General features: G+C 35.6%; 13 protein-coding genes. 1 reads left to right on the top strand and 12 read right to left on the bottom strand.

Annotated elements, in window-relative coordinates; translation table 11 throughout:
* Positions 1-220: 220 nt before the first annotated feature.
* The 11 genes from PQ456_RS01265 to PQ456_RS01215 all read right to left on the bottom strand — a co-directional run bounded on the left by PQ456_RS01265 (position 221) and on the right by PQ456_RS01215 (position 12,100).
* Positions 221-412, bottom strand: a complete 192-nt coding sequence (locus PQ456_RS01265) for a PspC domain-containing protein (RefSeq protein WP_273614491.1) — start codon at positions 410-412, stop codon at positions 221-223.
* Positions 413-594: 182 nt separating this feature from the next.
* Complete coding sequence (locus tag PQ456_RS01260; RefSeq protein WP_273614490.1) at positions 595-1,992, bottom strand: sensor histidine kinase; 1,398 nt, start codon at positions 1,990-1,992, stop codon at positions 595-597.
* On the bottom strand, positions 1,983-2,645 hold the full coding sequence (locus tag PQ456_RS01255) for a response regulator transcription factor (protein WP_273614489.1): 663 nt from the start codon (positions 2,643-2,645) through the stop codon (positions 1,983-1,985). The genes PQ456_RS01260 and PQ456_RS01255 overlap by 10 nt, the downstream gene beginning before the upstream one ends.
* A 15-nt stretch (positions 2,646-2,660) precedes the next feature.
* On the bottom strand, positions 2,661-3,428 hold the full coding sequence (locus PQ456_RS01250) for a lantibiotic immunity ABC transporter MutG family permease subunit (protein ID WP_273614488.1): 768 nt from the start codon (positions 3,426-3,428) through the stop codon (positions 2,661-2,663).
* A gap of 1 nt (position 3,429) precedes the next feature.
* Complete coding sequence (locus PQ456_RS01245; RefSeq protein WP_273614487.1) at positions 3,430-4,185, bottom strand: lantibiotic immunity ABC transporter MutE/EpiE family permease subunit; 756 nt, start codon at positions 4,183-4,185, stop codon at positions 3,430-3,432.
* Positions 4,182-4,898, bottom strand: a complete 717-nt coding sequence (locus tag PQ456_RS01240; RefSeq protein ID WP_273614486.1) for a lantibiotic protection ABC transporter ATP-binding protein — start codon at positions 4,896-4,898, stop codon at positions 4,182-4,184. Before PQ456_RS01240 ends, PQ456_RS01245 begins: the two co-directional genes overlap by 4 nt.
* Positions 4,899-4,944: 46 nt before the next feature.
* Positions 4,945-5,430 (bottom strand): NisI/SpaI family lantibiotic immunity lipoprotein, encoded by a 486-nt coding sequence (locus PQ456_RS01235; protein WP_273614485.1) that lies wholly within the window; start codon positions 5,428-5,430, stop codon positions 4,945-4,947.
* Positions 5,431-5,607: 177 nt separating this feature from the next.
* Positions 5,608-5,778 carry a gallidermin/nisin family lantibiotic gene (locus tag PQ456_RS01230; RefSeq protein ID WP_273614484.1) on the bottom strand — a complete coding sequence of 57 codons (171 nt, stop codon included), beginning with the start codon at positions 5,776-5,778 and terminating at the stop codon, positions 5,608-5,610.
* Positions 5,779-5,868: 90 nt separating this feature from the next.
* Positions 5,869-7,203 carry a lanthionine synthetase C family protein gene (locus PQ456_RS01225; protein WP_273614483.1) on the bottom strand — a complete coding sequence of 445 codons (1,335 nt, stop codon included), beginning with the start codon at positions 7,201-7,203 and terminating at the stop codon, positions 5,869-5,871.
* A complete protein-coding gene (locus PQ456_RS01220) occupies positions 7,185-9,023 on the bottom strand; it encodes an ABC transporter ATP-binding protein (protein WP_273614482.1) in 1,839 nt (612 codons plus the stop codon). Before PQ456_RS01220 ends, PQ456_RS01225 begins: the two co-directional genes overlap by 19 nt.
* Positions 9,014-12,100 (bottom strand): lantibiotic dehydratase, encoded by a 3,087-nt coding sequence (locus PQ456_RS01215; protein ID WP_273614481.1) that lies wholly within the window; start codon positions 12,098-12,100, stop codon positions 9,014-9,016. The genes PQ456_RS01220 and PQ456_RS01215 overlap by 10 nt, the downstream gene beginning before the upstream one ends.
* Before the next feature lie 158 nt (positions 12,101-12,258).
* Between PQ456_RS01215 and PQ456_RS01210 the strand changes: the two genes are divergently transcribed.
* Positions 12,259-12,762 carry an antibiotic biosynthesis monooxygenase family protein gene (locus PQ456_RS01210; protein WP_273614480.1) on the top strand — a complete coding sequence of 168 codons (504 nt, stop codon included), beginning with the start codon at positions 12,259-12,261 and terminating at the stop codon, positions 12,760-12,762.
* A 58-nt stretch (positions 12,763-12,820) separates the two neighbouring features.
* Here the strand turns inward: PQ456_RS01210 and PQ456_RS01205 are convergent, their stop codons facing one another.
* Entirely contained in the window at positions 12,821-14,728 is a 1,908-nt protein-coding gene (locus PQ456_RS01205; protein WP_273614479.1) for a TcaA NTF2-like domain-containing protein, read from the bottom strand.
* Positions 14,729-14,762: the final 34 nt, after the last annotated feature.

Raw genomic sequence — 14,762 nt, 5'->3', positions numbered from 1 at the left:
ATCTGCCGGGATTTCCATTCCATAGTATAGCATATGAGCAGATACTATATTAAATTATCAGGCAGATTAATGCATAGATGGCATAGCTACTTTATCAATAGAGAACATGGAGAAAGTTAGAAAAGGCTTATCAATATTCTAATAATTACACAAATCAAAAATCGCACTCTTCTACTTGTAGAAGAAAATGCGACTTTTGATCACTTTTAATTATGATGCATTAATACGTTGATTCTTTGGGTACAAATAATAAAGCAAGTACATACACCAGTAAACTAGCACCACTCGTAGCGAACACACTAATCACAAATAGAATCCGTAACAGACTTGCATCGATATTCCAACTTTCTGACATTCCACCGATTAAACCACTAACATATTTATCACGATTCGAACGATACAATTTTCTCATCATTGATCTCCTCTTTCTTATTCTCTTTCTTATATCATAGAAAATAAGCGTCCTCTTTCCAACCGCCTAAGGACGGTTTTGTGATTTGGACTTTAGTCGGGGATCATACTAGTCAGATTGCAATTAGAATACAAATATCTGTTACAGTAGCTTATACCTATTGGAAGAACCATCTATTTCGGTTAGAGTACAGAACTTACATTTAAATCAATTTTCACTTGTCCACTACCTGTGATGGCATCATTTTGGAGAAGTAGTGTACCGTTGTGCAATTTGATAACGTATTCTGCAAAAGTTAACCCCATTCCATAATGTCCATCAGAGTTTCGACTTTTATCGCCTCTATAAAATAATTGCACACCTTTTTCTAATGCTTCTGGCGAAAAACCTTCACCTTGATCTGTAATTGTAAAAAAGACTCTTTGATTTTGATATACGATATGAAGCATAATTTGGCTATGCTCTGGCGTATAATCAACCGCATTAGTCAAAATATTCATTAATGCTCGATGCAATAACGGTTGATCTACATAAATATCGACATCACTTTGTTGATTGGTTTCGTGTACAATTTCGACAGATTTGCACTTACTATATGCTCTAGTGTCTTCAACTAAATTATTTACGAATGCTGATAAAGGAACGGTATCTTTTTGAACAACAAGCGCTTCTTCCGTTTTGGACATCATAATCAACAAACGAATATGTTGTTCAATTTTATTGCCTGCACTTAAAATATAACGTGTATATAAAGATTGCTCTTCACTTTGTTCTGATAATGATAACAGTTCTGCATTTCCTTTGATGATCGTAACTGGAATCTTAATATCATGAGCCAAAGCAGCAATCTGCTCTTTTTTGGTATGCTCCAACTTCCATTGGGCTTCTAACGATTTTTTAAGTGCATCTCTCATTTCGATCAGAGATACCATAACATCATCAAATTCCTGAATATTGGAATGTTCTTGTTCAAAATCTAAATCTTGATTTTTTATACTTTTGGTCATTTTACTCAGTACATTTAGATTTTGGCTGAATTGTTTTGCAAATATCGTTGTAATAATAAAAGCAGCAATAATAATCATACCTATTAAAATAACGATACTGGACCACTCAAAGTCGGGTAAATATTTTTTGAGAACAGGCGAGCTGAATTGTGGACGTAGATATGATTGGATCACACAATAATCCTGAGTTCGCTCAATGACCGTATACACTTTTTGTCCATAATACGTAGGAACAAGCCCCTCTATTACTTTTTTAGCTACTTCTATATCTTTCTCTTCCATATTGCCGTAGAATTTGTTCATATTTTGTTTGTCTACCACGATATAAAGAGAACCGGGCGGAATAATATTTTCAGTAACTGTTTTTGCAGATTTCACTTTGGGTGCGATCTGATTAATGTATTGTTCATTATAATTGGCAGGCAAAATAAATCCTATTGCCATCGCTGCCCATGTAAAAATTAAATACAATATAATCATCGCTACACAACTAATACCTAGTACAGAGATATATTTGAATAATTCTCTACGCATTGTTGTTCTGCGATAATGACGCTTTGATTTTATTCCCACTTATATCCTACACCCCAGACTGTTTTTATAGGGATCTCATTACAAGCTTTACACTTTTTACGTATAGCCCGAATAAATTCTGTTATCGTAGAATGTAGTGCATTTCCATCTAGACCATACACTTCATCATAAATTTCTTCACGCGTAAAAACTCTACCTTTATGCCGGGCAAGAAATTCACATATTTTATACTCATTTTTTGTTAACAATAACTTTTCCTCTGCAAACCACACTTCTTTACTATCAAAATCGAAAGTGAATCCAGAAATCGTTTGTTTGGAACCTGTTCGATCTCGGTGTTCTCGTCTTAAATGAGCATTCACTCTAGCACTAAGTACCTGTACTCCAAAAGGTTTGGTAATATAATCATCGCCGCCGTTCATAAGACCTTGAACAATGTCTTCTTCTTCCGACTTGGCAGTTAAAAATAAAATAGGGCAATCAACAAATGAACGGATTTTTTTACAAAATGTAAAGCCATCCATATTCGGCATCATGACATCGAGTAAAATCAAATCATATCCTTGTACCTTATCAATCGTTAAAGATTCAGCCTGATCTTCAATAGAAACAAGATGATGATCACGTTGCAAAATATTACGAATTAAAGTGAGAATATCTTTATCATCATCAATTGCCAATATTTTCGCCATGGTTATACACCTCAACTATTCATAAAACTTTTTACCTTCCCATTTTCGAAACCATACGATACTCACAACAAATAAGATGATCGTTAGTAGTATAAATATAATTTGCCCTTGCTCAAACTCGGCTCGCACCGCAGATTTAATATTTGAATTAAAATCGCCTAGTTGCAATACTCCTATAGTATCTGCAAATCGAACGCCCCATGCCCAGGGTATGTATTTCCATATGCCATCACCCAACCCTGTAATCATCAGTGCAGAGACCAACAATCCTAAACCACCTAACAAACTAGAAGCACCTAATCCAAATGTAAAACTTACCCATAAATAGATTATATATAGTATAACACTACTACCAATCAACCATCCTGCTCCTTGAAAAAAAACAAGGTAAGGAATATTAGGGATATGCAAAATATATTTCATACCTAACACAAACGTAAGCACTGCTAGCAAAATAGCAAAAATATTGCCTAACATCAAAAACAATAATTTGCTAATATAATTCGTTTCTCTCCGTATCGAACTTCCTAACAACACTTGAAATTTGCCTGCTTTCTCTTCTTGAGAAGCTACTATACCGCACAAAATACTAATCACCAAAGGCAATATCACACCAATGGCTTCAAGGAAGTTAGAATATGTATTCAGTGGCTTTGAAGCACGACCACTGATATATGCGAGAAAAAGCCCTGATCCTACTAAGGGAGCGATAAGGTGTGCCCATAAAAAAGCAGTATGTTTTACTTTTTGAATATCTGCCACCAAATGTCTCCATAATATCATGTTAGACTCCTCCTTGCTGTTTCACAGAAGCTGTTGCTACGCGATTAAAACTGCTCGCAGTCCAGACCATTAAAATAATAAACAAGCAGATCGATAGTACCAACCCGACTGGAACTACTTGTAGATTCCATAAAGGGCTTCCTACCGCTAAAGGGACTCCATTAGGATGAACACCTACTATAGGACTCATCATACGAATAGACCAACTCCAGGGGCTTATCCACCATTGAAAGTGTGTTGCCAAAGCTATACCTAGTAAGAACCCACCTGCTATATTCACGACTAAAGTGACTACGAATCCCCACCGTTTGGCTAGGAACAAACAAAAAGGAATCTGCCATAATGTAGATATCCATAATACAGCACTAGCTTCAACAATTTTGATATAAGGTGTAGAATACCCCGGAAGTAATATACTGATTATAGACATAACAATAATAAAAAATAAAAGCATGACTAGCATATATAGAGCAATAACGATATTTTTGCTATACCAGATAGCTGGTAAGGATACAGGTAACGTAAAAATACCATTATAATTTGCAGCTTTTTGTTCTTTTTGGTGAGACAACGAACATAGAATCGCAATCGTTAACGGCACAAAAAGAATAGACCACCAGTTAAATGTATTGGTAATTAAAAAAGAAGGATTCATAAAAAAAGAAAAGCCAATATTAAATAAAGGAACAGCAATTAATAATTTACGTGAAAAGGTTCTTTTAAATTTAAGATGCTCTGACTTTACATATGAGATCATACAACGACACCTGCTTTCTCTCTGCTCTCTTTCACAACATTCATAAATAGCTGTTCCATATCTTCATCAGGATTCACTACACCTTGATATCCCAAAATACCATCGCTAATAATCCCAATATGATCTGCTATTTGCTCTACTTCTGATAAAATATGACTGGATAAAATTACAGTGATCCCTGACTGTGGAAAAGAACGAATCAATGCTCGAAGTTCCTGAATTCCGATAGGATCAAGTCCATTTGTCGGTTCGTCCAATACAAGTAGTGTAGGATGATTAATTAGAGCAATTGCAATACCTAATCGTTGCTTCATCCCCATCGAAAATTGTCCAGAACGCTTTCTACCTGTACGTGTCATATCTACTTGTTCTAATACTTCAACAATACGTTGATCTGGAAGGCCTAATAAAGTGGCATGTACTTTCAAATTTTCGTAAGCTGTTAAATTTTCATACAAAGGTGGAGCTTCAATAAGTGCTCCAATCTGTTTTAAATCTTTTCTACTCCAAGGATGCCCATCAAATATAATATTTCCCGCACTAGGGTGTAACAAACCGGTTAGCATTTTTAAAGTTGTCGATTTACCTGCACCATTAGGGCCTAACAATCCGAAAATGCTATTTTTTTGAACTTGAAAGGATACGTCTTTTACCGCTTTTTCTTTACCAAATGTTTTTTGAAGATGCTCAATTTCAAGTAGATTAGTTGTCATATTGTTTCCCTCTCTCTTTTATATCTATCGATTGACAGATGATGCTTTACGATTGTGAAATTAAAGTAGCTTTATACAATTGATGATTGAAATCTACGATAATTTCTTGTCTATCTTGTTTGTTTTGCGATGTAAGACTGTAGACAGATCCATAAACCATTGGTTTTTTTTCTCTGATCTTTTTAGGATCTTTATATACATACGGTTTTTTAAGTTCATCATCAGTCCATCGTTTTCCATTTTGATCAACATAATAACTCTGACTTATCGTTCCGATCAGTGATCCTTTACTGCTGTTATTCACTTTGTCTTGTAATTGATACGTTTTATCTTCAAATACAAACTGATCTACTTTTCCTTCATCTATCAGTTGTTGAATAGTAGTGGTATGAGCAGAGTCGGAATCCACCGTATAATGGGCTGTTTTTTGCGTTTCTGTAACGACCTTGTGTGTAAATTCATCTATACTTTGACATGCTGATAAAGTAAACACAGCAGTCAGTCCCAAAAAACAAAACCATTTTTTGTTCATCATTATTTCTCTCCTTTATAGAAAACTAAGATAAAAAAAGCGAGTGAAGATAAAAGACCACTCCCCTAGAAATCTGGTTCGTATTCTTCCTCTCACTCGCTATCTGATAGAGTATAGTTCGGGAATGATATATTCTATCCTTTATGTGTATACATATGTATGTATACCTGTAGCATATTATTTACTGATATGACAATTACATGTTGCAGTTTGAATGAAACATGTTTGTAGAACACCAGTTACACATCCAGGCGTACAGAAACTTTGACTTTTCCATTGTGGTTCAATTTGAGTAGATGGTTTAGGTGTTTGAACCAAATCAAGATCGAAATCGTTGAATTTAGCCATTGGGGTTAGCTCCTTTCTTTTGGGATACCCTTATTATAAGAACCATTTATCAAGATTCTATCAAGATTTCATATTTTTCCTAATTTGTAATTATAATGAAAACGATTGATCCCAGGGTGTCATTTGTGTAAGTTCTACTGCCAATAATGGTAAGCACACGCCTGTAACCCCATCTAGCAAGCCTATATAATCAACAGGCACCAATCCACTATTTTCAAAATGCTCATAATTATGAAATCCAAATAAATACTGCTTATCATAAAAATTAATAATCGTTTTGCTTACGATCTCAATTTCCTTTTCAAACTGCGGTACAGTGGATTGTTTATCAATCGTTTGTAAAATTTGCAAAATACCAGCATAACCATGACAAAAGGTAGGTGAAAAAATACTATGAATATCTTTAACAGTTTCTTTTAGATTGGTAATAGCTAGATCACGATATAATGATTCTTCCAAAGCTGTACCTGCATACCACAAAGCGAGTCCTATTCCTGGATTACCATAACACCATGCATCTCTTCTAAAACTTTCCTCTGTTGAAGCATGACCGGCTTTATATTCATCCCAACTAATAAATCCTTTCCAAAATAAATGACCATTGTCTTCACTAGCAAACTGTAACAAAAAATCTGCCATTTTACGGATAGCTTGCTCTTGTCCATGAAGTCGTATTCCTTGTTTCCAAGCTTTGGATAAAATTAATAAAGGACCCGCGATTCCATGAGACAATCCCAAGTTAAAATTACCATCTGGATAGAGTTCACTTTCTTGTGTTGTAAATTGATGAGCAGAAGGAATATACCAGCCTGGTACTTGTAAGCCTTTCACTTCTTTGTCCTGACTAAGTTGAATCAAATACTCTAAAACATTCGTCTGTAATTGCTGAATCCGTTCATCTGTTGGATGTACCAATAAATAGTTAGCAATTCCGCTTAATCCTTCAATTACATCGTAATCACTAATAAACACATCTCGTTGCTGACAATTGGCAATCATTTCAGGAATATGATTATACAAATAATCATCTATACGTTCGATAAATTTATGATAGTACTGAAAGTTTTGTGATAAACAAATAGCTGCTAATCCAATACCAGCTGCACCTGAAAACATAGAACTACTATGGATTCCTTGCTGCGTGATTTCATTGACCAAAATAGACAGATACTGATGTCCAACCTCATCCCAACCTTCTTCTGGAAAATGAGCATGTAACTCCGCATATAACATACAGACGCCAGGTATCCCATGACTTAATGTAAGAGGATTCCACGGATTAATCGATTGTCCATTAACAGATAACTGCTGACGAGGGTGATTCACGACTTGTAGTAAAGAATCATACTGCTTCATACGTGTAGCTATATCTTTAACTGTAGCAACTATATCGAATTGAATATCGGTTACAGCGCTTCTTTCCATTCGGCTTCCCCCCTTGTATCGATCTCATAATTTTCTGATTCATACATATGTTTATAAATAGGGCAATTTTGCATTAACTCATTGTGCTTACCTTGCCCGACTACTTTTCCTTGATCCATAACGATAATCCGATCGGCTTGTTGAGCTGCAATAAGACGATGCGAAATAAAGATTCCTATTTTTTCTCGTGACAGTTTGAAAAACGTATCAAATGTTTCTTTCTCCGCTATTGGGTCAAGTGCAGCACTGGGTTCATCTAAAATATATAGCGATGCTTCTCTAAAATATGTCCGAGCTAAAGCTACTTTTTGCCATTGTCCTCCAGATAATTGTCGACCCTCATCAAACCACAATCCTAATTGCATATCTAAATCATAATCCGATTGATTTTTCAAAAAGTCAGCACGTACATTATGAAGTGATTTTTTAATTTGATCTGTTTGATCCATTTTTGTAATTTGACCGAATCCTATATTTTCTTGTAACGTCATTTCATACTTCATATAATCTTGAAATAAGACAGCCATTTGTTGCATATAACTTTCTTGATTTAGCTTTTTGATAGAAGTATCGTTTAATTTAATATCTCCCTCTTGAATTTGATACAAACCTGCCAACAATTTGATCAATGTACTTTTTCCTGAACCATTCGGCCCTACGATCGCAACCCGTTCTCCCGCACGAAAAGATAATTGAACATGTTGCAAAGACCATTGTTCGCTACTCGGATACTGAAAGCTAACATCTTGGATATCGACTGCATAAATAGCTTGTTCTAATCTTTCGGTCGTCTGATCATCGTTGGTATGTTCTTCTCTATACTCCAAAAACTCAAACAATTGATTCATATACAAATTGCTATTATAAATAGAATAAATATTGTTAATAATACTTTGAGAATTGCTCTGAACTAAGCCTACAGAACGGATATAACTTAGCACATTACCGACCATGATTTTTCCAGTGTAGGCTGCCAAGATAGCAACCACAATGACAACAGCACCTACAAGCTGGACTAGTACTTCATAGATCAGATTAAACGTTGTTTTTTTACGCAAAATATACGTATCTTGCGCCATAAATTTCTTTTTGATCGTCCAATATCCTTCTAATATATAATCTTTCAAACGATACAATTTTACTTCTTTGAATGAGAAATCATGCGTCAAAATATAATTTAAATACCAGGAACGTCTTTCTTCTCCTGTACGTTTCCATTGCATAAAAAATTCTTGTTGACCTATTTTCAAAAAGTAAAATAAAGAAATAACAGGGACAAGCAACATCAACATCGACATGGTAGGATTCCACACCATCAAAAATGTAAGTGCCGATATTAATGTAACGGTTGCCGTAATCATCGTAATTGCCGCCTGAAAAATCTGATAAGGCTTGTAGGCAACTTCTCGAGTGATACGCTCTAATTTGTCATACACTTCAGGGTTTTCAAAATCTTCTAACGATAATTTGCTACTCTTTTCCATAATGATGTAGTTTAATTTGTAATTCATACTGAACTGAAATTTCGTATTATAATATTCCGAAATCTGCGAAATAATATCAGAAAAAAAAGAGACCGCAATATAGATGCAGAAAATGATAAGAACTGTTTGTAATTCTGTCTGAATACGAACCAAAGAGTTAATCAATTCCTGAGATACATATAAAGAAACAATAGGAATAAGCCCTGTAATCAAGCTCAATATAACAATTTTGATAAACAGCTTTTTTTCCATTGTAAATACTAATTTTAGCGTTTTGGGCATTTGACAGAGTGTAGAAATGATATCTTTAAAATGAAGTTGTTCTTTTACTTCCATAATAGATTCCCTTCTGTCTTTTGATATCTGTGGGCATAAAGTGTATGAGCTACCAAGTTCATAATCTTGTACTCTAGCTCTCGATCTGTCCCTAATAAACGATTGCAATGTAAATGAATAATACTAGAAATGATTTCTTCCAAACCTGATGTAACTACAGGTTGCTGTTGCATCAGTTGAATATACTGGGTAACCGCAGTCTTCCGTTGTTCTAAAATCTCAAGCAATCTTTGACCCGAATCGGTCTGTCTTAATGCTTCCCAATTACGATCTGTATTGCACATCTGAAGGTACTTGTCTTTGTTCTCTTTAAACTCTTGGCGATACCGAGTATGATCTGTATTGCGCTGAATTAAGCTCAATTGATTTTCAAAATTCAAACCTACTTGCTCTAAATAGGTGATAATAGAAATCATCGCAATCAATTCAATATCTATATCCAGTTGTTTGGTACGAACTGCTCCGATTAATTGCTCTACTACTATGCTGTCCATACAAAATATATATTCAGCAGCAGGCATTAAGTCGACCCCACCATAACGCTCAATCTCACGATCATATGATCCAATAACAAAATCAGATACAATATCGCGTTGTTGCAGTTGCTGTAACCATGAAAGGATAATTGGGAACATCTCTAACAATTGCTGAGTCTGACTATTTATTCTTAGTCGAATATGAGGTTTGGGGTCCATGTATCTCATAAAAAAGTGTTTAACATCATAATTCTGATTTAACTCCGTAAAAAAACGCTCCATTTCAAAAGCAATCAATTCTTCTTCACGAGATTGTTTTCCATACAATTTAATAAATAACCAGTCATCAAACGGTATTTTGATTCGTTGATGTAGATCAATCATTTGTAGATCACGATTAGGTATAGTCCGAGTGAGCTCTGGTTCTATTTTGATAAGTGGCACTACGATTTCTGCAACATAACTTTGCTCATGCTGATCTTTGAATAGATTCTCATCTTTTTCAACAGCGACTAGATGAAGCGCATGATCTTGAATTTTTTTGATTTCTGAAAATAAAATATCCATCGTCTGTTGATTATGAGTATCAATAAATAAACGATGATCCGAATTCGCAATATAAAATTGCTGTGGAATATCGTATTTTTGCTGGAATCGAGAAAATTGTTCTACAAACGTTTTGCCATCTGTTTTATCTGTCATTTCCAGATCGCGTTGGGTAATATACCACTGCTCACTGGATAAAATAATGTCGTTATATTTAATTTCTGGTACATATTTAAAATCTTGATACAGATCTACCCATACAAATTTGTTCCATTGACGCTTGCCATGTTCATTAATTTCTTGTAAAAAACGAATAGCATTACTGCTCATTAATGGATTCAACATATTATTGGATTCAAATACGATAATATCTCCTGATTTATGATCACGAGCGTAAAACGTATTCTGATCGATTCCAATTCGAATATCTTCTAATCTCACTGACTCCGAATCTGATTTGGAGCTATTTGTAAATAAAGACATCTCTTTATGACGATAACTGGCATTACGAGTCACATTACCTGAACGAATCTGATTAGGAACAAAGCTCAATTCACATAATGTGCTATTGTCATCACGAATTCTCAATTCATGTTGATGTAACGTTTCTAATGTATCTGTAATTTGTGATGATAAATGTGAAAATCGTCCAAACGTTTTACCTGCCAAAATCGATCCTACATTAGGACCTAAATGCAAAACAGGAGTATCATCATGCTGTCTTACTATAAAGTTAAGTTCTAACGAAACAGGCACTTCCTGATGATCTACATCCTGATCCAGATAATCTTGCAATTGCTGATCATTCAACTGAATCTCATGTTTGTTTTTGACAGCTTCCCAATATTTTAATAAAAAGAAATTTTTAAGTGGTGCTGTATACTGATCATTCAGTTTTACATTTTCATAGAAATCATTTTGAGGTTGCTGGTAAGATACAGGTGCGCCGATACCAGAACTTGTATCTAACATTTCCATCAAAGGGATCTCACGATCAACTCCATATTTCTCTATAAATTTATTTTTGTATTCTTCCAAGTACGTGGATTGTTTAGAAAATGGAGCTGCTAATCGTGTAAGCATACTCGCAAGTTCAGGAATCGTTTGTGCTAGCTGCTCATCTAGCGTGATCTGTTCATCTGCTAATCCCAGATCGACTTGTAACGGTGAAGTAGACTTCATCACCTGATTCATGTGTTGTAACAGTTGTATGTATAGATGTTCTCCTTCTCCCAAAGGAAGATTGTTATACACTTCAATCTGCGATTGAATGTCTTGCAATTGTGCTAACCAGAGAGGGTCGACACTGCTCATCCGAAGTTGATCAATCACATATTGATATTGATCATGAACAGTTAGCGGTGGACGGAGATTAGAAATCAAAAATTCTTTATTAATAAGTTCTGTTATATACATCTGGATTCGATCCGCTGGAGTATCTGGATATTGAGCTTGTAATATAGCAAGCATTTGATCGAAACGGGTCAATTGCTGACATTGTTGATGTAATAATGCAAATACTGGTGTTGCACGAATATGAATATCATTGGATTCATGATCTGTACTGTACAATAAAAAAGCACGATCTCCTTTTACATAACAAGCTGGATTTAATTTGAAAGAAAGATGAGTAGCATATTCCTTTTCTATTTTTTGAATACAGCGAAATAACCATTCCAAATCCACTCGAGCTTTTTTATAGAATGTGGACTGATCAAAATGGCTGTTATGTTGAGAAGCAAATGAACCCACACCTACCGCAGAAAATAATCCAAAAGGAGTCGTACGTGTTGATCTGCGATTAGCATATTTCGCAATCGACAATATAAAATTACGTTTTTTCTTAGTCGATAATTTATCTGGCGAAAGTAAATAACTATTCATTGTGTCATACAGTGTTTTACTAGATATCAAAATTTGTTCTCTAAATAATGTATTTTGGCATAAGTTTTTCAACCATTGCTCTTGCTCATCTGGTTGTAATTCTGCAATTGAATTAGGGGAAAGTGGAATACGGATCATATATTTGTTAATGTGATGATAGAGACTATCCATGTATTCTACCTCTCTTTCTATAATGTAAGGTTATAATTTGTATATACTGGTAATCTATAGGATAGAACTTATAAACATGCTAAATTATAAATATCAAGTAATTATCAAGATAGTTAAAAAATATTGAACTATTTTCCCAATATGAAAGGTGGATCACGATGTATATTTATATTAGCTCGCATCAATTTGAAGAACATTTTCCTGAAGCGGCTGAATTGCCACAGACGATTACGTTGCAACATGAAGATGAGACTCGGTATGTATTAGAGATCGATGAACCATTGGATTTTCACACTGAAAATGCATCACGATATGAGGTGCTGGATCATAGTGGGGATATTGGTGGTAGTTATGCTGTACTGAACAATATTCCAGTAACCGCAGATGGTCGATCTGCATTTGAAGAGCGGTTTAGCAATCGTGCGCGTAAAGTGGAAGACGAACCTGGCTTTGTGGGGATTCGAGTGATGCGTCCGCTTGATGATGATACGTATGTCATTATGACACTCTGGGCATCGGAAGAGCATTTCAAAGCATGGCAAGAATCTCAAGCTTACAGCCATGCTCATCGTAAACGGGATACGTCTGAAGGCATTACTGCACAGCAACCTTCTATTTTCCCTCGCCCTTCATTTGTTAAAAATTATGCAGTCGTTGTCTAATACATGCTGCAAAAAAAGAACCTCTCCATTTATGTTAGGAGAGGTTCTTTGTGGATAATTATATTTCTTTCGTGCTAACCAATTGATACGTTTTGAGTTCGTTATCGATTAATTTCAGCGTATATACCGAGTTGAACGATTTCTTCTGTGTTGTACCATCTTTAGCTATAATATTGTATGTTTCTGTAGTGTGTACAGTATACATATTATCCGTATTGGCTTTGAATGATTGGACAGTTGAACTAACCAATTCTTCGGTGATTCCTTTACTTTGAAGATGATCGATATAACTGGATGATTCTTTGTACACCGGGCCGTCTGCATCCAATAATGAAGAAACCATACTAAAATCGCCTGCATTGATAGCATCTACCGAAGTGCTTAGATAGTCGGTCATAAAATCATGAATCGATGTATCTGTTACTTCTGCACTTTCTAACGATGCTTCATCTGTAGATGCCGTACTTGTAGAGGCTGTATTGGCAGATACTTGATCTGTAGAGTCTGTTTCTGCTGATGTAGTCGTTGCACTACTTGCTTTTTCAATCGTATTTTTAGCATTTATTGCATTGCTCCAACTTGTCGATGCAGAATCGATCCACCATTGTTTTTGATTGGGCTGTTGGGTAATCTGGTAAGTCCAACTTACATTTTTATCATTAGACGTGCCATCTTCATTTTTGGCTGTATATACCTGTGTAGCTGTGATTTCAATCGATTCTTTGTTGATTTGAATAGAATCGAGATCGATTACTACTTTTTGCAATGTATATTTCGGTTGCGTAAAGTAACTATTCATTTCCCATGTGGCACGATTGTAATAATCTGAATTGGGATTAACACCTTTGACTGCTTTGGCGTTGCTTGTATTAATCGCTTCTGCCAGACTGGTCGAAGCATTATAGATAAGATCTAGTGACTTATCTGCGATCGGCTTCTGCAAAATCGTATTCAAATCATAACGATCTTGTTCACCCGATTGAAGAGTGGTCTCTCCTGTAATCTCTGATCCTTGTGCTTGTGTAGTGACTACAAATTTGGATTGCGCGGGTACAGGTAAAATATCTAGATAATCTCCAGGTGTACCTGTAATCGGTTTATCATTTAATGTGATGGTCGATTCTACCGGCGGAAGCTGAACTTCTAGTGAAGCAAGCTGGGTATAATCCAAGATCGCTTTATTATTTTCAGTCGTATTAAAAGCTTCTACTGTATCAGTAACAGGCGCTTCAGCGAACTCTCCACGAATTACGCCTTTGTACGTATATACAGAAGGCCACAAGTCCTGAATACGATTGTCTTGCGCCGCTACATTACCAATCGTCATCGAAGTAGTTAGATTTTCATTGAGATAAGGTAAAGACGCTTCAATCTGTACAGGCTCAATATGTGCTGTCCATTTGGTTCCACGCCATGATTCTACAGGTACAAGTGTCAACCACTGACCTCCGCCTAGACTTTCCCGAATCTGTTTTTTCACTGCATCTGCTAGCGAAGCATTTTCTTTCTGAATATATTCTGCACGATCTAATGCCTCAACAATACCATTGTTATATGCTTTTTTAGCATCATCGGTTTGGAGCGTTTCAGCAAATAAAGATATTTTGTCTGACTGGTGTAACGGTGAATCTTTATCATCTAAATAACTGGCTAATGTATTCGCATCTCCGGCTTGAACAGCTTCTTTCATTTGCTGAGCAAGTTCTTCCGCAGATGAAGGACCATAAGTTGCACGTAATACTAGAAAAGCAATTAGCAACAACACAATGACTCCTGCTCCAACACCGCCCCATAATTTGGTTCGACGCGATAATTGAATCGGTTGACGTGCTGGCTTGGCAACTACAGGTACATGTTCTGTTTCTCTAATTTCATTTGTAGATGCTTCTGGTTGTAATCGATGACCACACTCTTTGCAAAATACCCAATCTGGCTGTGTCTTTGTTCCACAATTTCCACAATACATAACAGGTAATATCCTTTCTTGGATCACTATTCAT

This window comes from Paenibacillus kyungheensis, from assembly GCF_028606985.1.
GTDB classification, from domain to species: Bacteria; Bacillota; Bacilli; order Paenibacillales; family Paenibacillaceae; genus Saccharibacillus; species Saccharibacillus kyungheensis.
The sequence above is the reverse complement of the archived record's forward strand: the minus strand, read 5'-3'. Positions and strand labels throughout refer to the sequence as shown.